Annotated in this window: 18 protein-coding genes; 12 read left to right on the top strand and 6 right to left on the bottom strand. The window is 36.7% G+C overall.

Annotation, left to right across the window (positions count from 1 at the left end; genetic code table 11):
• Positions 1 to 205 precede the first annotated feature (205 nt).
• The 3 genes from C1631_RS07310 (at position 206) to C1631_RS07320 (ending at position 6,562) form a co-directional block, all read left to right on the top strand.
• Positions 206 to 3,094, top strand: a complete 2,889-nt coding sequence (locus C1631_RS07310) for a SusC/RagA family TonB-linked outer membrane protein (RefSeq protein ID WP_103247471.1) — start codon at positions 206 to 208, stop codon at positions 3,092 to 3,094.
• Between the two features lie 26 nt (positions 3,095 to 3,120).
• Positions 3,121 to 4,626 (top strand): RagB/SusD family nutrient uptake outer membrane protein, encoded by a 1,506-nt coding sequence (locus C1631_RS07315; protein ID WP_103247470.1) that lies wholly within the window; start codon positions 3,121 to 3,123, stop codon positions 4,624 to 4,626.
• Between the two features lie 109 nt (positions 4,627 to 4,735).
• Positions 4,736 to 6,562 (top strand): alkaline phosphatase, encoded by a 1,827-nt coding sequence (locus tag C1631_RS07320; RefSeq protein ID WP_109711523.1) that lies wholly within the window; start codon positions 4,736 to 4,738, stop codon positions 6,560 to 6,562.
• 89 nt (positions 6,563 to 6,651) lie between these two features.
• Here the strand turns inward: C1631_RS07320 and C1631_RS07325 are convergent, their stop codons facing one another.
• The 5 genes from C1631_RS07325 to C1631_RS07345 form a co-directional block, all read right to left on the bottom strand.
• Positions 6,652 to 7,623: a phosphatidylinositol-specific phospholipase C gene (locus tag C1631_RS07325; protein WP_103247358.1), complete on the bottom strand. Its 972-nt coding sequence runs from the start codon at positions 7,621 to 7,623 to the stop codon at positions 6,652 to 6,654.
• A gap of 240 nt (positions 7,624 to 7,863) precedes the next feature.
• Positions 7,864 to 8,544 (bottom strand): hypothetical protein, encoded by a 681-nt coding sequence (locus tag C1631_RS07330; RefSeq protein ID WP_103247344.1) that lies wholly within the window; start codon positions 8,542 to 8,544, stop codon positions 7,864 to 7,866.
• 83 nt (positions 8,545 to 8,627) lie between these two features.
• The gene (locus tag C1631_RS07335; RefSeq protein WP_103247345.1) at positions 8,628 to 9,851 is read right to left on the bottom strand and encodes a 3-phosphoshikimate 1-carboxyvinyltransferase; all 1,224 of its coding nucleotides are present in this window, start codon (positions 9,849 to 9,851) and stop codon (positions 8,628 to 8,630) included.
• Between the two features lie 166 nt (positions 9,852 to 10,017).
• A complete protein-coding gene (locus tag C1631_RS07340; protein ID WP_034731670.1) occupies positions 10,018 to 10,344 on the bottom strand; it encodes a nucleotide pyrophosphohydrolase in 327 nt (108 codons plus the stop codon).
• The gene (locus tag C1631_RS07345; RefSeq protein ID WP_103247346.1) at positions 10,344 to 11,753 is read right to left on the bottom strand and encodes a hypothetical protein; all 1,410 of its coding nucleotides are present in this window, start codon (positions 11,751 to 11,753) and stop codon (positions 10,344 to 10,346) included. Before C1631_RS07345 ends, C1631_RS07340 begins: the two co-directional genes overlap by 1 nt.
• Positions 11,754 to 11,937: 184 nt before the next feature.
• Here C1631_RS07345 and C1631_RS07350 point away from each other — a divergent pair, with 184 nt between their 5' ends.
• The 9 genes from C1631_RS07350 to C1631_RS07390 all read left to right on the top strand — a co-directional run bounded on the left by C1631_RS07350 (position 11,938) and on the right by C1631_RS07390 (position 21,349).
• Entirely contained in the window at positions 11,938 to 12,189 is a 252-nt protein-coding gene (locus C1631_RS07350; protein WP_002976190.1) for a type B 50S ribosomal protein L31, read from the top strand.
• A 287-nt stretch (positions 12,190 to 12,476) separates the two neighbouring features.
• Positions 12,477 to 13,637, top strand: coding sequence for a putative sugar nucleotidyl transferase (locus tag C1631_RS07355; RefSeq protein ID WP_109711525.1), 1,161 nt, complete (start codon positions 12,477 to 12,479; stop codon positions 13,635 to 13,637).
• A gap of 98 nt (positions 13,638 to 13,735) precedes the next feature.
• Positions 13,736 to 14,245: a GFO_1088 family ECF-type sigma factor gene (locus C1631_RS07360; RefSeq protein WP_027375401.1), complete on the top strand. Its 510-nt coding sequence runs from the start codon at positions 13,736 to 13,738 to the stop codon at positions 14,243 to 14,245.
• Positions 14,220 to 14,894, top strand: a complete 675-nt coding sequence (locus C1631_RS07365) for a hypothetical protein (RefSeq protein WP_185144654.1) — start codon at positions 14,220 to 14,222, stop codon at positions 14,892 to 14,894. The genes C1631_RS07360 and C1631_RS07365 overlap by 26 nt, the downstream gene beginning before the upstream one ends.
• Positions 14,895 to 14,954: 60 nt before the next feature.
• Positions 14,955 to 16,235 (top strand): DUF4252 domain-containing protein, encoded by a 1,281-nt coding sequence (locus C1631_RS07370; RefSeq protein WP_103247348.1) that lies wholly within the window; start codon positions 14,955 to 14,957, stop codon positions 16,233 to 16,235.
• An 11-nt stretch (positions 16,236 to 16,246) separates the two neighbouring features.
• Complete coding sequence (locus C1631_RS07375; RefSeq protein ID WP_103247349.1) at positions 16,247 to 16,747, top strand: DUF4252 domain-containing protein; 501 nt, start codon at positions 16,247 to 16,249, stop codon at positions 16,745 to 16,747.
• Between the two features lie 28 nt (positions 16,748 to 16,775).
• Positions 16,776 to 17,480 carry a hypothetical protein gene (locus tag C1631_RS07380; RefSeq protein WP_103247350.1) on the top strand — a complete coding sequence of 235 codons (705 nt, stop codon included), beginning with the start codon at positions 16,776 to 16,778 and terminating at the stop codon, positions 17,478 to 17,480.
• 197 nt (positions 17,481 to 17,677) lie between these two features.
• Positions 17,678 to 19,138 carry an IMP dehydrogenase gene (gene guaB, locus C1631_RS07385; protein WP_103247351.1) on the top strand — a complete coding sequence of 487 codons (1,461 nt, stop codon included), beginning with the start codon at positions 17,678 to 17,680 and terminating at the stop codon, positions 19,136 to 19,138.
• A 327-nt stretch (positions 19,139 to 19,465) separates the two neighbouring features.
• Positions 19,466 to 21,349 carry a zinc-dependent metalloprotease gene (locus C1631_RS07390; RefSeq protein ID WP_103247352.1) on the top strand — a complete coding sequence of 628 codons (1,884 nt, stop codon included), beginning with the start codon at positions 19,466 to 19,468 and terminating at the stop codon, positions 21,347 to 21,349.
• Positions 21,350 to 21,400: 51 nt separating this feature from the next.
• Here C1631_RS07390 and C1631_RS07395 read toward each other — a convergent pair whose 3' ends face one another.
• Entirely contained in the window at positions 21,401 to 21,598 is a 198-nt protein-coding gene (locus C1631_RS07395; protein WP_103247353.1) for a KTSC domain-containing protein, read from the bottom strand.

The raw sequence follows: 21,598 nt of genomic DNA on the forward strand, positions 1-21,598 counted from the left end.
ACAAACTTAATATGAAATAAAATACCTGATCAAATAAGAATGATTACTTTATTTGTTTATCGTATTGAAATACAGTTATTTATTTTTGTAAAGTGGTAGGTTTTGTTTGAACAAAGCTAAAATTTCTTAATAAAAACATAAGAGAACCTTAATGAAGTCCGGGGAGAGGCTGTTCTAATTTTGCACCTAATCTAAACAGGATGTCATGAATGTATTTAAAGTCCCGGTCTCAGTGACTTATCTCACTGGCAGGGTATTACTTATTGGTGCAATATCAGTTTCACCGATGTTCCTCTCTCAAAAAAAAGACAGTATTAAAGAAAAATCCATCGATGAGGTTGTCGTTGTTGGATACGGAACCCAGAAAAAAAGTAAGGTCTCCGGTGCTGTTGCGGAGGCTTCATTAGATAAGCTCAGTTCAAGATCTTTATCCGGAGTGGGGGAAGTCCTTCAGGGCAAAGCTCCCGGCGTAACGGTGGTAAACGAAGGTGGGGATCCAAACGGTTCTCCCAAAGTGAATATCCGCGGTCTCGGAGGAGTAAATGGAGAAACTCCTTTATATGTCGTGGATGGGGTGGTTTTTAACGGAACACCGAATATTAACCCTAACGATATTCAGGATATCTCGGTACTTAAAGATGCTTCAGCAGCAATTTATGGAGCAAGGTCTTCAGGCGGGGTTATCCTTATTACCACAAAAAGAGGTAAAAAAGGAGCTTTAACAGTAGATTTCGATGTTAAATACGGAATTAACCAGGCCTGGAGGTTAAAAGAGTCTTTGAATGCAGCAGAATTCCAGGATGTAATGCGTCAGGCCTATGAAAATGCTGGAAAACTAAGCAGCCTTCCACTAGCTTTCAATGCAGATAAATATTCTGATGGAGGAATTACCCGCACCAACTGGATGAAAGAGATTTTCCGTACGGGAACCATTCAGGAATACAATGTAAATCTGAGTGGAGGAAGTGAAAGATCCAGATTCTTCGTGGGAATGAATCACAGAAATCTTGAAGGTATCCTGTTAAATACTCAGGCAAAACGATATAATTTCAGAGTAAATTCTGAACATAAAGTGAAAGACTGGTTGACCATCGGGGAGAATATGTACTACAATTACTCTGATGGAAATACTGCAAATACAAAGAACGGGTATACAGGAGCTCTGGTAGCAGCCATGTATTATCCGCCGAATGTTTCTGTATATAGTCCAACAGGTGCTTTTTCCGGTCTTCCGATCGATGTGGCAGGCGGATACGGAGATATGATCAATCCTGTTGCTTATCTTAAAAGGATTAGCATTCAGAATCCTACTCATGAGATTTTGATCAATCCTTACATCGAAGTTTCTTTGGCAAAAGATTTAAAATTCCGTTCCAATTTTTCCCAGACATTTAAACTGGGAAATATCAAGGAATTTACATCCAGAGTATTAGAAGTAGGAAAAATATTTGATACCAATAGTTTAGAATATCAGTCCAACAACATATCTACTTCTCTTGCCGAGCAGCTCCTTACCTACAAATTTGCGTTTGGTAAACATAATATTGATGCCCTTGCAGGCTTTACCTTTCAGAAAACAACCGAAGATGGGTTCAGAGCAAAAGCTTTTGATTTCAGAAGTGAAGCGGAAGCCTTCAGGTATCTTCAAAATGCCGCAGATACCAATAAAGAAGTATACAGCTACAAATACAGACAAGCTCTGATATCTTATCTGGCAAGAGTTAATTATGACTATGCAGGAAAGTATATCATCAGTTTGCTGGGAAGAAGAGATGGGACCTCTTTGGTTTCTAAGCAAAATCAGTTTGCCAATTATTATTCCGTTTCGGGAGCATGGGTGGTTTCCAAAGAAAATTTTTTGAATGAAATTTCATGGCTTTCCAATCTGAAATTGAGGGGCAGCTACGGAATCTTAGGAAACCTTGGTGGGATATCCTATCAGGCAGTGAATCCATTGATGGTACGGGACAATAATATTATTTTTGGACAGGATCCGACACAAAATATTGCTTATTACGCCACAACAAAGCCTAATTCTAATTTGAAATGGGGTAAATCAGAGCAAACCAACTTTGGAGTAGATGCTTCTTTTCTGCATAACAGCCTTTCCTTACAATTTGATTATTTTGTTAAAAATTCAACAGATCAGATTTTTAATGTCAACCTTTCAAGCACCGAAACCTATATCGACCGATATGTCAATGCCGGGTTGTTTCAGGATAAAGGATTTGAGCTGGGAATCAATTATAACAGCAGAAGCAAAGGCGATTTTACTTATTCGATCGGAGCGACTATTAGTCAACTAAAAAACACGGTGAAGCAATTAGCTGGTGTGGATGAGATCTTTGTCAATAGCAATAATGTAAGAGGAGTCCTGAAGCCTACCCGTATAAAAGTAGGTGAATCTCTGTATTCATATTATGGATATAGAACTGACGGAATTTTCCAGACTCAGGCGGAAATTGATAATTATAAAGATTCCAATGGAAATCTTATTCAGCCCAACGCTAAGCCTGGAGATATTAAATTCCTTAAGAAAGACGGAAATACCGGACCATTGAATAACAATGACTTCGTAAATCTTGGAAATCCATATCCTAAATTCTCTTACGGATTATCCTACAATATGACTTGGAAGAACTTTGACCTTAACATATTCTTCCAGGGAGTTTATGGAAACAAAATATTTAACGGATTGAAATTTATTTCATTAAATCCGGGGGGAACAGGACAGAATTACAATATGGATAGGGATATCCTTAATGCCTGGACTCCTCAAAATACAAATTCCCATATTCCGAGAGTAGTGCAAGGGGATCCAAGTGGTAATTATTCCAAGGTATCAGATTTCTATGTTGAAGACGGTTCTTACCTGAGACTGAAAAACCTTACCGTAGGATATTCTTTACCACAGGAACTTTACAAGAAGCTTGATGTGAATAAAATCAGAGTGTATGTGACCAGCAATAACCTGTTTACCATTACCAAATATACAGGCTTTGATCCTGAAGTAGGAATGGAAACCTATGGTGTGGACACCGGAAGATATCCTCAGGCCCGTTCATTTATTTTCGGTCTTGAAGTCGGGTTTTAATCTAATATAAATTTAAAAGTAAAAAGATGAAAATTTTCAATAGAATACTATTAATAACAGGATTATCTATTTCTGCGTTGTCATGCACAAACGAATTGGATATTCAACCGGAAGGTACACCTACTGAAGCCAGTTTCTGGAAAACTGAAAATGATCTGATTACCGGAGCTAATGCGATGTACAAGCCCCTTTCCGACAGTGAGTTTTACGGAAGAGGTTTTTTCTGGTTTATCAATGCCAGTGATGATATGGTAACAGGAAGATCAAAGAGCGAAGCTGATAATGTAAAGAACTTTAGCAGCAACTATATTGCAGCAGGAGATCTGGAAACCCAATGGAACAAAAGATATACGGTGATTGGAGTCGCAAACCGTGTTATTCGTAACGTGAATAATATTCAGGCTTCACAGGCTGTCAAAAATAAGTATTTAGGGGAAGCGTTGTTTATGAGCAGCAGAATGTACTTTGAGCTGGCATACAGCTACGGGAACGAAAAAGCTGGTGTTCCTATTATAGACCGTACGAAAGAACCGGAGGGTCCGGCTCCGAGAGCAGCCAACGTCATGGAAAACTATAAATACATTGTTGAAGACCTTAAAAAAGCTGCAGAGTTATTACCAAACCAGGCAGAACTTCCTGCCAAAGATTACGGAAGACCTCATAAAGCCGCAGCCTGGGCACTTTTAGCAAAAGTATATTTATTCATGAAAGACTGGCAAAATGCTGCTTTTTGGGCGAATGAAGTTATGACTAAGGGAAACCGAAATCTGTTGAACAATTATGCGGATGTCTTCAAAGCTGAAAATAACTATAGTTCAGAATATATATGGTCAGTTCCGAGTACCCCCAAATTTAATTCTGTAGGAAGCATCCTTCCTGGAGTAATGTTAGAAAACAAAGGCTGGGGAGAATATAACGGATGGGGATATTTCCAGCCAACAAAAGAATTATATGATGAATATGAAACCGGAGACCTTAGAAGAAGTGCAACGATCCTGAAATTGGGTGATAAATTTACGTTTAATGGAACTGAAAGAACGTATGCCTCTTCTAATTCTTTGACAGGATATCAGTTCAATAAATATATGGATGCTTTCAAATATCCATTGAGCAGTGGCCACGTAAGTGCCAATGGAGATTATCCGTGTACGGATCTTGCCGTTCCGATTATGCGTTATGCTGAGGTCATTCTTATCAAAGCCGAAGCCTTGTTAATGTCGGGAGGAAATGCTGATCAGGAAATTAATATAATCAGAATCCGTGCAGGCTTGACTCCCAAAACCGGATGTACTATGGCAGACCTGAAGCACGAAAGGCGTTGCGAACTGGCCGGTGAATGGGCGGATCGTCACAGAGACCTTGTACGTTGGGGCGATGCTCAGGCTACTTATGCAAAACCTTTACACGGTATTAACGGCCAGATAGTATGGGCGGCGAGAAACTTTAATCCTACCGTACATAATGTTTGGGCAGTGCCACAAGCAGAAATTGTAAACAGCTACGGAATTATTAAACAAAACGAAGGTTGGTAAAAAATTAGCCCAATATATTATCCTCTATATCATTGCAGAATCTCTGTGATGATATAGTTTTTTTGGTACTATAAAGCATTAGAGCATATAGACAATAAAAGATAAACGAATGAAATTATCAAAAATAATAACGGTACTGGCCTTAGCCGTTTTTACTGAAAATCAGGCACAGAATTATTTGAATTACCATGTAGGAAATGCACATTCCCACAATGATTATATGCAGGAAATCCCTTTCTGGCAAGCTTACTATGCTAATTTCGGATCTATCGAGGCAGATGTTTTTCTTGTAAAAGGGAAATTATGGGTGGCTCATACCGAAAAGGAACTTTCACCGGACAGAACATTGGAAAGTCTTTATCTGGACAATATCTCAAAGCAGATTAAACTGAATAAGGGGAGTATATATCCTGACAAGACAAAAAAACTGCAATTGCTGATTGATATCAAACAGGATTATAAAACATCGCTGGCTGCATTGGTCGCCACTTTAAAAAAGTATCCTGAGATTACAGAAAATTCAGGAATTAAAATTGTGATAACCGGAGGAAGACCTCAGCCGGTTGATTTTAAAAACTATCCTAATTACCTGTATTTTGATGGAGATTTTGATAAAAACTACAGCGCTAATGAGTTGAAAAGAATCGGAATGTTCAGTGCCGATTTACCTGGAATAGTCAAATGGAACGGAAAAGGAATTCCAAGAGATGAAGAAACCGCAAAAATAAAAGCATTTGTTGAGCGGGCTCATACACAGCAAAAACCAATGCGTTTTTATGGAGCTCCTGATTTTCCCAATGCATGGGTAAATCTCATGGATATGGGAGTAGACTACATCAATACAGATCATATCCCGGATCTTAAAAAATTCATGAACACAATTCCAAAGAATTTCTACAAGAATACTAAGGAATATGTGACATATACTCCCACTTATAAGACCGATGGTGTAAGCAAAAAAGTGAAAAATGTAATATTGTTGATTCCCGACGGAACTTCTTTACCACAATATTATGCTGCATTTACAGCCAATAAAGGAAAATTAAATGTATTCAACATGAAGGCTACAGGTTTGTCTAAAACCAATTCATCTAATGCCTATATTACAGATTCTGCACCTGGTTCTACGGCATTTGCAACCGGGGTGAAAACCAAAAACACGTTTGTAGGAGTAGATAATTTGGGGAAAGCTTTAGCACAAATTCCAGATATTATTGCTGCTAAAGGTATGGTTTCAGGATTAATCTCAACCGGAGATGTTACAGATGCTACTCCCGCGGACTTCTATGCACACTCAGACAACAGAAACAGTTCAGAACCTATTCTGAAAGATTTTGCCACTTCCAAAACAAAAATTCTGATCGGCGGTCCAACAAACGGGTTGACTCCGGAAACTGAACAAAAATTGAAAGAATCCAAAGTAGAGATTCTTCATGATCTGAAATCTGCAGCAAAAATAAATAACCGTACTCTGATCATTGATCCTTTAGCCTCACAAAGAGTAAGCAATGGAAGAGGAAACTGGCTGGCTGACGCTTTTGATCTTACTCTCAATGATCTTAAATCTAGTAAAAAAGGCTTCTTTATGATGATAGAAGCTTCCCAAACCGATGGTGGTGGACACAGCAATAATATAGAGCAACTGGTTACCGAATTGTTAGACTTCGATCATGTAGTAGGAAAAGCAATGAAATTTGCCGATGAAAATAAAGAAACGCTGGTAGTGGTTGTTGGAGATCATGAAACAGGAGGTCTAACCCTTCTCGACGGAAGCCTTAAAGAAGGTTGGGTGTTTGGAAATTTCAGCACCAATGACCATACTTCAATCCCGTCAAGTGTTTTCGCCTATGGGCCAAATTCTAAAGAATTTACAGGACTATTTGAAAACACAGAAATCTTTAATAAAATCCTTGCTGCTTACGGGATTGAGAAATAATAACCTATTTACTCAAGCGTATTGTCAATAAAACAGGCTACCCAGAAATGAGGTAGCCTGTGTTTGAAAATATCTAGCAATTAATTAACTTAGAAATTGGTTTTCACAATAAGCTCAGATAATTCTGCGCTTACAAAGTCGATCGGCATTATCCCAAAAGACCCCCTTGTGTTATTCTGAAAGAATGTTTTAAGTCTTGGATTAATATTGTTGGAAACCGTAGGAATGCTTGGAATTCCAAAGATCCCCGGTTTATATCCACTGGTAAAATTGATGAAAAGTTTGTTACTGCTGTCATTTTTAGCTTCGTTAAGAAGGGTGGAAATCCCGCTCCACTTATCATCATTGTTGGTTACTTTATAATAATCCTGAACCCTTAATGCAGCTCCCGGATTGTTGATATCAAACGTTGTATTATCTGCCCATGAAGTAGCATTGATTCCCTTTGCAGTTCCTGCAGAAAATCTTCTCAATAGTTTAATTTTTCCTCTTACATCTCCCAATGTAGGAATGTTGGTACCCAGATCCCATTTCGATGGATTTTTCTGAATATAAGAATCAAAAGTCTGTTCAAAACTTCTGGTATTATTTGAAGGATCATGCTCTTCCTTTATAGACATGATAATTGTTTCTGATGGATGACTGTTCAAAAAAGCATAACATGCATTAAGCACATCATCAAAATTTAATTTTTGGTAGATTGCTCCATGATGAATGGTAAAAGAATTATCAATGTGCCTGCAACGGACGTCCAGAAAACGAACACCGGCGTTCAGCTGTTCAGCAATGCTGAGGTCTTGTGTTTTTGCTGTACCAGATACAACAGGGGCATCTATACGTGCTCCTGAATCATGCGTTCCGGGAATTGAAATTTTTGAAATTGAAATGTTATCCTGAAGACCAGACATCCAGCTGTTCATTTCAATAGGAAGCAAAGAAGCTTTATTGCTAAACCTTGAAGAAACCTCATTAGAATCTCTTTCAATGATACTGTCGTTTGAGCAGGAAAAGAATAGACTTGCGGTAGCAATACCAAGAGTAATGGACGTTATACGTCTCATGTTTAATTTGAACATAGTTTTTTCATATTTTTATTGTAATCTAAAAATAAGAATATATCAAATGATAAGGAGTTAATTTAATTTTAAGAGATGATTAAGTTGTTGAGCATAGGAGGTGGGAAGTCAGAAGATGGAAACAGAGAGTTCTTGCAATCCCAAGATAGGTATCAGTATTTCAGTAAGTATTCTGTAAAAACTGACAGCTTACATGATAGTCCATCAAGCATGCATCTTTCATCTTTAAAAAACAAAATTCTCTTTTGAACCGGGAATCCTGAATTGATGCTCTCCGATTTTGAAATCGTTCATCTTGATAAGAGGCTTGAGTTTATGGATGAACTCCTTATGCTCACTGGAAGGTACTTTTGTTTCCTCGTCACAAGAGGAATACTCTTTGTCGATCAATACTTTACCAGTCGAAAAATTGATGACATGTATGAAATTAAATTCACAGGTATCTTCAAACATATCCTCAGAACCTATCAAATAAAAATCACCATTCTGGAATCTGAAAGTATGTTTATAACCTTGTGTATGCCGAGAATTGGTGGAATACTCCTGTACAACAATCAGACAATTGTTTTTAATGGAAAGTTCAAGCCTGTTGTATTCCGGAGAAAAGCCTGTTCCACTAGATAAAAGGATAGTAGAGTTCTCTTTCCAGGCCTTGAGATGATTATTTTCATTTTTCAAAATATAAAAAACTCGCTGCTTATTTTTTTGACCTGGAGAGCTTTCCTGTTCAGATACTTTTATATTAGTATCAAATGCCAGGATAATTTCGTCCCTTCCATCTTTATCCAGATCCCCTTTTACTTCCGCAATCTTTGTATATCCTTTCGGTATTGAAAAATCTTTAAGACTTTGAGCATAAAGTCCTGTAACGGATAAAAGAACAAGAAAAGAAAAAGGAGATTTCATGGAAACAATATATAGGAAAGACAGGGTACCCTAAAAAGGTTCATCAACTCATTTTCAGATTACCCAGTCTTCAAGTTTTCAAATTAATTCGTCACCACACTGGCAAGGTCTTTCCAAAACATCGGATAAGATTTTTCAACAACCTCCTCCTCTTCAATAGTAAGTTCTTTGATCAGGCAGAAAGGAGCAAAACTCATGGCCATTCTGTGATCCTGATACGTCTTAATGGAAATATGATCCTGTGGTTCTCCAAAACTGATCGACCTGATCGTTGAATCTGTGATCTCCGTTTCAGTTCCCAGTTTTTGTAATTCATTGTATAAAGCAAGAAGTCTGTCGGTTTCTTTTACTCTTAAGGTTCCCAGTCCCGAGATTTCAAAAGGAATTTGTAAAGCAGCTGCAGTAACACATAATGTTTGTGCAATATCCGGGCAGTTGTTCATATCCAGAATGATTTTTTCAGGGAAAGAAAAATTCTGTTGAGGTTCTAAGGTGATTTTATGCTCATCCTCAGAGAAAGTAGTGGTAATCCCAAAGAAATCCTCATAGATTTTTGCAATCGCAGAGTCCCCCTGAGTAGATGCTTTATAAAAGCTTTTCAAATGAATTGTTTTTCTTCCCAGTGCGGAGATTGAATAGAAATAAGAAGCAGAGCTCCAGTCACTTTCTACCTCATAAGACATTGCGGAAGGTTGGTCTTCAGAATTGAAAGGTTCTACTTTAATGGTATTACCTACGAAACTGTTTATAATTCCAAATTTTGTCAAAATATCAAGAGTCATTTCAATATAAGACCTTGATGTTACTTCGCCCACAAGATTAATTTCCAGTCCGTTTTCAAGCTTTCCTGCAATAAGCAAAAGAGAAGTGATAAACTGGCTTGATATATTGGCCGGAACATTCACTGAGGTTTGAGTGATCTTTTTTCCGGTAATTTTTAAAGGAGGAAATCCTTCATTTTCAAGATATTCGATGTCTACCCCAAGATCCTTTAAAGCATTAACCAGATTTTTAATCGGCCTTTCCTTCATTCTTTTAGATCCGGTAAGAATTGTCGTTTTTCCTTGCTGAATAGAATAAAAAGAAGTAAGAAAACGCATAGCAGTTCCCGCGTGATGAATGTCTACAGTTTCTGTATTTTCAGACAGTGCTTTTTTCAGTAACTGCGTATCCTGAGAATTAGACAAATTCCCGATTTTTATATTGCTAAACAGACTTTCCAGAATCAATAAACGATTCGAAATACTCTTCGAACCGCTGATCTGTACTGTTTTATTTCCAAGTAATGTTGATTTTTCTAGCTTCATTATTTCTTTAGATTTCAGATTTCAAACATAGGATTCCAGACGGTCATTGTCTGTAATCAGCAATGTAATCTCTGCTTCAATTTTATTATTCTTTTAAGATCCAGTGTTTAAATGTCAGATTACAAGCTGTCAAAGTCTGATGTCTGATCTCTGGTATCTGAAGTCTCTACTTCAATTTTTCATTATTCTGATGACGTTCCTTATCGCGATCAGTTTTTATTTTCATTTTTTTATCAAAAGCTTCCTGCAGGTTCACTCCGGTTTGGTTGGCCAGACATAAGGTTACAAAAAGTACATCTGCCAGTTCCTCTCCCAAATCTTTGCTCTTATCACTTTCCTTTTCACTTTGTTCACCATATCTTCTCGCTATGATTCTGGCAACTTCACCGACTTCTTCTGTCAGCATCGCCATATTGGTGAGTTCATTAAAATATCGTACGCCGATGGTCTTGATCCACTCATCGACCTGTTGCTGTAATTGTGTAATTTCCATTATTGATAAGCTCCCAGAGTTGGATTGGTTGTTCTGGATACATTTACGATATCAACTGGTACCGTTCCTGCTATCCCCACATTTCCTTTTCCTCTTGCCGGAGAAGTTGATTTTACCCGAAGATTCATTTTAGCCATGAAATAATTGACAAACTGCGGATCCTCATTTTTAATACTTTGTACCACGTTGCTGCTGTTATCAAAAGTATAACCTGATTCCGATTTTCCTGAATATTTAATAAGGCAGTTCTGAATTAAAAACTCAAATTGCTGACCGGAAGTCGGCTCAACCTGTACTGCATTATCTCTGTCAGAATATACAATACTGTTTTTTATACTCAATTGTTGTAAAGCCCCTTGCTCTATTTGTCCTGCATCATTTTTCCATTCGTTGGTAGCAAAAACTCCATTTCTGTCAAACTGGCTCATTGACTTAGAATAGTTCGCTATCGTCGCATGCGTATACGTGTGATTTCCTCCTCGGAATATACCTATACATGCCAATCCACAATTATTCATTACTAAATTATTGGCTTTTACAGTAGATCCTACCGCATAGATTCCGTAATCAAGGAACGTATGGATAAATGAATTGGTAATGGTTGCCGTGGTTTGCTTCATCTCAAGTCCTTTAGTTCCTCCGAAAAGTCTCGTATGATTCATATTAAGGATAGAACTTGGCTCCATTTTGATAGAATTCCAGTTTTTAGGAACCGTATCATATTTAGTATCATTTCGGTCTCCGCGAATGATAACCTGTTGATCCATTGTTCCATTAAGGTTTAAAACCCCTCCGGAGGCTACCTTCATCCCACTGTTTTTGTGGAAATATATCTTCGTTCCCGGGTCTACATCCAATGTTACATTAGGGTTGACGGTAAGATTCCCATAGATGATCTTAGCCTTATTGTTATTCCAGGTGGTGGAACTACTGATGACATTAGGATTTGTAGGGGTCTGAATAAAAAACTCCGCATCCTGAACTACGGAAAATAACGTCACATGCTGTTGTCCGGCAGGGCCGGAAAAAACAACTTTGTCTTCAGCAATCGCTTCAGGTCCTGTAGCTTGAGGAGAAATTTCAACAAAAATAAAAAGACTGTCTTTTTTTCTTAAAGGAACATCTTTAAAATCATATCCAGGTTTTCCGTCTACGTTGATTCTATATAATGAAGTAGCTCCCTGTTCAAGATTGATTCTTGGGATCAGAATATCCTTATCCTCATTATTATATACTTTTACAACGTAGGTTTCTGAACGTACCTGATGATATACCGTATCACAAAATACCGTATCTTTTGAAAATCTTAATTGCTGTGAAGGCGCATCAAAAGTAATATCATCCTTATTACATGATACTGTTACAAGTAGTATCCAGAAACAAAAAGCCAGTAATAATTTGAATTTCATTGAAATTAAAGTTTAAGTAAGTTCCAAATTTAACGAAAATACTTTGAATTTCTTATCTTTAAAAAAATATTGAAATCCATATTTGGAAATTAGAAAAAAAGTTGTACTTTTGCAACCTAAAATTAGCAGAGAAATATCCATTACTATTTCGAAAGCAAACTTTAATTTTTTTAAAAATAGTATTATGAAAAACGGAATTCACCCAGAAAATTATAGACTTGTTGTTTTCAAAGATATGAGTAACGACGAGGTGTTTCTTTGCAAGTCTACTGCAGAAACAAAAGACACTATCGAGTACGAAGGACAAGAGTATCCACTAATCAAAATGGAAATCTCTTCAACTTCTCACCCTTTCTACACTGGTAAAGTTAAGTTAGTTGACACTGCAGGTAGAGTTGATAAGTTCATGAACAAATACAAAAAGTTCGCTAAGTAATTTTTTGTAACTTAAAAATATAGAAGTCTTCCAATTTTCTGGAAGACTTTTTTGTTGTTTTAAATTCAATAGAAATGGGCTTTAGTCCACTTACAATAAATAAAAATTCCACTGGCTTTAGCCCAAACCTAGTATTTTGCCGGAATATAGATATTGAGAGTTGTCTGTCTATTATCTCTTATCTTCTATCTCAACTTCTCCCATCTTTTTGTATTTTTGTTCAAGACACAATTTAGAAACCAAATGTAACTCCCGGAGTATAAAATCTCCAGTTAAAAAATCAAAAAATGCAATTAGTATTTTCAGACGCACAATATTGGGAAGATTTTCTTCCGCTTACTTTTACCAGACCCGTTGCTGCGATGCGATGCGGAATTCTGACATTTTCTGAAAGATGGCAAAAAATTCTTGAAAACACAGAAGTTTCTTATTTTACAGAAACATATCTTCAGGATAAATTCAATGCTCCTGAAGAAAAAGAAAGCCTTTTTCTGGTTCCTAATTTCTTACCTACAGAAACCGTTATTCAACAAATTAAAGAGCTGAAGCAGGGAGAAGCATTGGTGTATGAAGATGAATTAGTAGCAGCAAAGATTAATATGAAAGGGTTTTCTTTACATCAGATTGAAAAAATGACTGATATTAAAGAAGATCTTATTTTCTTTAAAAAACCGGCTGACCTTTTTACCTATAATCACCATGCTATCAATTTTGATTTTGATTTGATGACTCAGGGGAAAACTTCACAGGAATTGTCTTCAACAAATGGCTTTTTAGGTGATAAAAAAGATCTTTTTATTGAAGAAGGTGCTTCTATTGAATTTTCAACAATCAATACAAAAACCGGTAAAATTTATATCGGAAAAAATACAGAAATTATGGAAGGTTGTCACCTTCGCGGTCCTATCGCATTGTGTGATGAATCTAAATTTAATTTAGGTGCTAAGATCTACGGAGCCACTACGGTGGGACCTCACTGTAAAGTAGGGGGAGAGGTGAATAATATTATTATTTTTGGTTACTCGAGCAAAGGACATGAAGGTTTTGTCGGGAATTCCGTGATCGGAGAATGGTGTAATTTCGGAGCAGACAGCAATTCTTCCAATATGAAAAATAATTATGCACATGTGAAATTCTGGAATTACAGGACCAAAGCTTTTGAAGATACCGGATTGCAATTTGCAGGACTGATTATGGGGGACCATTCCAAAACGGCAATCAATACCCAGTTAAATACAGGAACTGTTGTAGGAGTTGCTTCCAATATTTTCAAACCGGGATTTCCACCCAATCTTGTAGAAAACTTTTCATGGGGTGGGCTAAAGGATGATGAAAGATTCAGACTCGATAAAGTATATGAAGTAGCAGAGCGGGCAATGGCCAGAAGGAAAGTGGCTTTAACAGAGCAGGATAAAGCGATTCTGAAACATATTTTTGATACCTATTAAGCGAAAAATAAAAAACTTCAAAAAAAATTGAAGTTTTTTTTATTTTTGATGTAATAGATTTGAAACAGCAGTTGTCTTACCTATAAGAAACAAAACTCATGACCCAAGAAACTTTCAAGAATACGGTGTTTATTCTCAAAGACGAGATGTATCGTTTTGCGAAAAGGTTCGTCATGAGCAGTGATGAAGCAGAAGATGTTGTGCAGGATCTGATGATGAAATTCTGGCAGAAGAGAGATGAATTAGAGCAATTCGGAAATTTTAAATCCTATGCGCTTAAATCTGTTAAGAACGAATGTCTCAACCGGCTGAAACATCACGATGTGAAGATAGGTTTTGCAGATATGCAGCTTCACCGGTCAGAGCTTTATAGTATGGAAGTGGATAACCTTAAAGAACATATTGTAGGATTTATCAATCAGCTCCCGGAAAAGCAGAAAATGGTTATCCATTTGAAAGATGTAGAAGAGTACGATGTTTCCGAAATTTCTGAAATGCTGGAAATGGAGGAAAATGCAGTAAGGGTAAACCTTATGCGGGCAAGACAAAAAGTAAAAGAACAAATCTCACAACTGATGAGCTATGAAAAAAGATCAATTACAAGATAAATACGATGAAATCTTTCGGGATATCAGGGAAGATAAAATGGATTGGAGCTTCGAAGACTTTCTTCAGAAGACAGAAGGTAAAGAATCTGAAAATGATGCTACCCCAATTATTCCATTAGAAGAAAATAAAAGGCCCTCCTTCCCTAAATGGTTCTGGATGGCAGCCAGCGTATTGCTGCTTTTCAGTATCGGTTTTCTCTTTTACAATAACGATACGAAAACAGGCGCTCAGGGGACAGAAAAACTGGTAAAAGATGAGGTGTTGAGACAAAAATCTGATTTTATAAAAGAGAATAATGATCATCAGGTTCAGGTAGCTGTTAATCATACCGATTCCATTTCAGGAACTAAAAAAGACTCAATCTTCCAGGAGAATCATGTCGCTGAAAAAGATGTGTTGGATGAGATTCTTCCCAAAAGAGGAAGACTGAAAAAAGAGAGAAAACCAAGATATGTGGATAATTCCTCTTTTAAAAATAAAACTTCAAAAGATTCTACAGGATATGAAAATTCTTATGTTATAGTAAATGGCAAAAGAATCGATAACGTAGAAGAAGCAATCAATGTGACTAAGTATTCATTCCAGATATTTGCAAATAACGTTAGTGAAAAATTGGTACAACCTAAAGTGGTGGACGATGATTATTAGCAGAAAAAGAGACCCATCTGATCTGTAAACCATCATCATTTAAAAAAATAAAATTGACTCATGAAAAAACTATTCATAATATTCGCACTCGCTTTTTCCCATTTCTTTAATGTATATGGGCAAAAAGATAAATTTGACCAGCTTTTCGAAAAATATCAGGAAGTAGAAGGTGTAACTTCTATTAAAATAGCCAAGCCGATGTTCGGTATGTTAAGCAGTTTGAATATTGATGATTCACAACTTGATCAGATTAAACCGTTGTTATCCAAAATTAACGGATTGAAAATTCTGATTACAGAAAATCCTGAAAAATCAAATACTTCTGATGGGCGTAGAGTTCAGAGTAATTTATCTCAGCTAAGCAAGGATATTTCTTCCTATCTGAAAAATCTCAATTATAACGAAATCATGTCTGTGAATAATTCAGGTGCCAAAATAAAATTCCTTTCCGCAGAAGCAAAGAATGGTATTTTAGATGATCTCCTGCTAAGTATTGATGGTGGAGGCGGAGAAAGCATTTTTGTAATGCTTGACGGAAAACTTTCGATGGATGATGTGAGTAAAATTATCAGTTCCAGTGAAACTAAAAAGAATATCGTTAGCACTACACGAAGCAGTGTGACATCAGAAGGACATTCTTCCTATTTGAATGGTGAAGCGAGAAATGTTGGAAAGTTTTCAGGAATTCAGGTGAGCACAGGAGTGAATGTAGTATTCAAGCAGGAAGATCCAACCACTGTAAAAGTTATTGCAGATTCTGATAAGCTGCAATACATCATTACAAAAGTAGAAAACGGAATATTGAGAATTTATATCGATAATAAAGGAGTGAGAAATTTAAGATTTAAAAATCTAAGCGTTAATGTTTCTTCTCCGAGAATGAGCAGTGTTGATGTGTCATCCGGTGCAAACTTTACTGTAGTGAATTCTATTTCAGAAAGAGATATGAGAATTGAAGCTTCCTCAGGAGCAAATGTAACAGGTGATTTTAAAATTGCCGGAGCTACCGAAATTTCTGCATCTTCAGGGGCAAATATCAGAGCAGGAGTTACAACAGCAAATATTGCAGTGAAAAGTTCAAGCGGTTCCAGTATGAGTCTGAACGGGAAAGCTGATTCCGGAACTATTGATATCAGCAGTGGAGCAGTATGTAAAGCTGAAGATCTGAAGTTGAGCTATCTTGAAACAGAAGCAACATCTGGAGGGAATCTTTCAATAAGCGTATCGGATAAATTAAAAGTAAGAGCCTCTTCAGGAGGGTTGGTAAAATATAGAGGAAGACCGGAGATAGAATCCAATATCAGTAAAACTTCAGGAGGAAGTCTAAGGCCAATTGAATAAAAAAACGTACCATGAAAACTTTAAAAAGCATTTTCCTTGCTATTCTGATGATCAGTATGATTCAATCCTGTATCGTTTCAGAAAAGCCGAATATGGGTTTTTTCTCTGACTCAGAATATGATTTCAAAGGAGCTAAATTTACAAGTTTTAATGTACCTATGCTTCTGGCTAAGCCCTATATTAAGAAAGCTTTAAAAGAAGATGGAGAAAGTGAGGAACTCATTGCTCTTGTAAAGAAAATTTCAAAAATAAAAATTCTCACCGTTGAAAATGGAAGCAGGGAAATGTTGAGTGATTATGCCAGATATCTTAATAATAATCATTACGAAGACTGGGCTACTATAAAACATGACGGGGATAATGTAAATGTACGGGTAAAACAAGATGGTGACGCTATTAAAAATATGCTGATCACGGTCAATTCAAATAAAGAATTGGTATTTGTAGATGTGAAGGGAAATTTCACGGCCAACGATATTTCCCAAATGATCAATTCCGTTTCAGATAAATAATCTCCCAACAATAAAAACTAATATTGCTATGGAAAAACTAGTAAGAGAAGTACGAATTCTTAAAATATATGCAGCTTCGCTTACATTCGTGTGCATTCTGTTTTTTTTTCTTGCCTTTAAAAATCAGTATTCCAATGAGCGTTTTAAAGAAATAGACGTAGAACGAATCAATATTGTTGAAAAAGATGGTACCCTAAAAATGGTAATTAGTAATAAAGAACGCCAACATCCGGGAAGTCTCAATCATAAAGATTTGAAACCCAGGGAAAGAGAAGCAGGGCTTATTTTTTTCAATTCATTAGGTGATGAATGTGGAGGACTTGTCTATGATGCCAATGAAAAAGAATCCGGAATGGTATATTCTGTAGATCAAAGAAAAACTGATCAGATTATGCAGCTGCAATATTTTGAAAAATCCGGAAAGGAAAAAAACAGAGTTTACGGCCTAAAACTTTGGGATCGTCCGGACGATTTTCCTTTAGAGACCCTTATTAAGTTTGATGATTCGCTTAAGAAGCTTAATAATCCCGATATAAGTAAAAAAGCATATGCCAAACTGAGAGAGGAAGGAAAGCTTGGAAATGAAAGATTTTTCGCAGGAAAAACAGCAAATGGAGATGTAGGAGTATTCATCCGCGATACCAAAGGAAAAGTAAGATTAAAATTATACGTTGATAAAAATAACCAGACTCACATCGAGAAATTGGATGAAAATGGCAATCCGGTTCAATAACCAATCATATATACTAAGGATAAAAACTAAAACCTAATAAGTAGTTTCTATACAACTAAATTTATTTTGTACAGTGACCGTTCATGAAAATGAACGGTTTTTTCGATTTAACTTATTGATTATTAAATTTTATGTAAACTATTAAAAAGGATTTTCATATGTCGTCAAAATAACCTAATTTTGCAAAGAAAGTAAAGATGTCTATTCATAACAAAATTGTAGAGACAGCCATCACTTTCGATGACGTTCTTCTAGTCCCTTCTTATTCAGAAGTTTTACCTAATCAGGTATCATTAAAATCAAGACTTACCGACAAAATCACGCTGAATGTTCCGATAGTTTCTGCTGCGATGGACACAGTTACTGAAGGAGATCTTGCGATTGCTCTGGCAAGAGTAGGTGGTTTAGGTTTCATTCACAAAAACATGACAATCGCTGAGCAGGCTGCTCAGGTCAACAGAGTTAAACGTTCCGAAAACGGAATGATCTCTGATCCGGTAACCCTTTCCAAAGATCATACTTTAGGAGAGGCTAAAGAGATGATGTCAAGATATAAAATTTCAGGTTTACCGGTTGTAGATGCTGATAACGTTTTAATCGGAATCATCACCAACAGAGATGTAAAATATCAGGAAAATCTTGGTATGAAAGTAGAAGAGATCATGACCAAAGATAATCTGATCACTTCTGATAAAGATACCAATCTTGAAAAAGCAAAAGAAATTCTTCTTAAAAACAGAGTAGAAAAATTACCTATTGTAGATAAAGACAACAAACTTGTAGGCTTAATCACCATCAAGGATATCGACAATCAGTTAGAGTATCCTAATGCCAATAAAGATCAAAATGGTCGTCTTATTGTAGGTGCCGGAGTAGGTGTTGGTGAAGATACCTTAGATAGAATTGAAGCTCTTGTGAAAGCTGGAGTAGATATTGTAGCAATTGATTCTGCACATGGGCATTCTAAGGGAGTTTTAGACAAAATTTCTGAAATCAGAAAAGCATACCCGGATCTGGATATTGTAGGAGGTAATATTGTAACGGCTGAAGCTGCAAAAGACCTTATTATAGCAGGTGCAAACGTTCTGAAAGTAGGAGTCGGACCTGGTTCTATCTGTACAACAAGAGTTGTTGCCGGAGTAGGAGTTCCTCAGTTATCCGCTATTTATAATGTATATGAGTATGCGAAGTCTCAAAATGTAACTGTAATTGCTGATGGAGGAATCAAGCTTTCAGGTGATATTGTAAAAGCAATTGCCAGTGGTGCAGGAGCAGTAATGCTAGGGTCACTTTTGGCAGGAACTGATGAAGCCCCGGGTGAGGAAATTATTTTCCAGGGAAGAAAATTCAAGTCTTATCAGGGAATGGGAAGTCTTTCTGCCATGAAGAGAGGAGGAAAAGAAAGATATTTCCAAAGTGAGGCTAAAAAATTTGTTCCGGAAGGAATTGAAGGAAGAGTACCTCACAAAGGAAAATTGGAAGATGTGATTTTCCAGTTAACAGGAGGTTTAAGAGCTGGTATGGGATATTGTGGAGCTAAAGATATCCAGGCTCTGCAACAAGATTCCAAATTGGTTATGATTACAGGAAGCGGTTTGAAAGAATCTCACCCTCATGATGTAATCATTACACAGGAAGCTCCGAATTATTCTTTATAAGCAATACTAAAATAATAAAGAAGCCATACATACGTGTATGGCTTTTTTTATTAGCCATAATGCTGTCTTTTTCATACTTATGGCTAAGTTGGAATGTGGTGAAATTATGTATTTTGATTTAAATTAGTTTTTTAGTTGATGAATTTAAGCTTGGTGATTTGAAATTTTATAAAAAAAATAAATCTATGTATGTAACGAAAATGTAGTTTATTCGACTAACTATTGAAATTTTAATCTCTATTTGCTTTTTATGTGTGATGAAATAAAAGCAAGTATAGGGAAAACCAAAAATATTGAAAATTTAAAAACTTTTTAAAAATTAATGAAATGAAGAAAACTTTCCTTTATGGAGCGGCGCTATTATCGCTTTCGCTTTCTCTGACTGCACAACAACAGCAACAACAGTCAAAAATTTGTGGTTTTGATGAAGCTTTAAAAATACAGGATCGGGAAAATCCTGGCCTAAGACAGGTTTTTGATAAAGTAATCAAAAAAATACAAGCTGAAAAAAAAGCGAATCCGCTATCTGCTACAGGTAAAAATGTAAATGGAGTTTATGAAATTCCTGTTGTAGTTCATGTAATTGAAGGGAATAATGCCTCTTATACAAGAACAGATGCTCAGATCCAGACCTGGTTGGACAATGCTAATAAAATGTACGCAGGTACATATCCTTGGCCTGCAGCAGGTACTCCCGCTGATTTTGGAACTTCAGCAGTTTTCCCGATTAAACTTGTTTTAGCAAAAAGAGATCCTAACTGTAATGCATCTACCGGTATTGTAAGATACAATGGTACTTCATTACCAGGGTATACTACTTCCGGGATGGCTTATCAGACAACAAATGGAGCGACCAGAGCGGCTATCAAAGGACTAGCACCTCACTGGCCGGAGACATCATACTTTAATATTTATGTAATTACTACCTTTGACGCAAGTAATACTCCCAATGCAGGTCTTATGGGGTTTGCTGCATTCCCGAACAGTAGTGATGCAGGGTACGAATCTTTTATGAAGACAGGAGTTGTAACCAATCTTCATGATACGACATTCGCCCATGAATTTGGACATGCGATGGGATTATATCATACTTTTGACGGAGGCAGATATGACGCTGTTCCGGGTGATAACGACTATTGCCCACCAACAACAGGACAATGTGACCAGGATGATGATGAGGTATGTGATACTGAAAGAGCAGGAAGTGCTTATACATTCTGGCCTGTTATTCCTTCCAATTCGACTATCAATCCATGTACTGGTGTAAATTATCAGGGAGTGCAGTATAATATGATGAACTATACAAATACCGTTGCTCAGAAGTTTACTGCCGGACAAGGAAATAGAATTGAAGATTTCTTCATGCTCATCAGAAGCAGCTTAACAACTTCTAAAGGAGCTACTGCCCCTTCTGGAACATCAGTATCAACTACTCCTATTGCTGCTACATGTAATCCTACAGGAGTTGCTAACCCTAGTACTGCAAACGCATATCTTGCAGGACCTACATTTGTTAAATTAGGCGAGATCAATAATTCTTCTGCCGCAACATGGCCGGGGGCTCCTGCATTCTATGTAGATTATACTACCAAAGCTTGTCTTGCTAATTCTTATACACCATTAGTAGTAGGGCAACAACAAACTGTTCAGGTTGGATTCTTAAAAGCTACCAACGCAGATCAATCGATAAGAGTATGGATCGATTATAACAATAACGGGGCTTTTGAAGCAAATGAATTAGTAGCTTCAGGTGATAACGTTCCGGCTGGAGCAGGAGGATATGGAAACTTCACCGCTAACTTTATACCTCCGGTAACGGCTGTACAGGATACTCCACTTCGTATGAGAGTTTCTGCTGATATGGGAGGTGCAAATGCAGCATGTGGACAATTGACGTACGGACAGATCGAAGACTATTCTGTAAGATTAGTACAAAACCTTGCGACAACTGAAGTGAAAGCGGATAAGGATGATCTGGTAATCTATCCTAACCCGGTAGCTACTGGAGATAAAGTTTTCATTAAGGCTAAAAATGCTAAAAACTTAAAAGTTTCTATCTCTGATATGTCAGGAAGATTAGTAGCAAGCCCGTCTGTAACTGAAGAAGGAAACGGAATTTTCAAAGTAAACCAACAACTTGAAAAAGGAGTTTATATGGTTCAGGTTTCTAACGGAAAAGAAAACAAAACTTCTAAATTGATTATTAAGTAATTTCTGATCATACAATAAAACAAGAATGCCTCCAAAAAATGGAGGCATTTTTTATGATATTTTGATATATTTATATCCGGGCTTGATTACTTTATTTAAAAAAGAACCTCTGGATCTTGCTTTTGCAAATTTTTCAACAATATCAGCTGGTACTTGAAGATAATCATAAACAGATCCAGACTGATATATAATCCTTAATATTTCAGTTTGAGGAAAATAGATAAAATGATTAACTACACTTGATGGCAT

The sequence above is a fragment of the Chryseobacterium phosphatilyticum genome (assembly GCF_002899825.2).
In the GTDB taxonomy this organism is placed as follows: Bacteria; Bacteroidota; Bacteroidia; order Flavobacteriales; family Weeksellaceae; genus Chryseobacterium; species Chryseobacterium phosphatilyticum.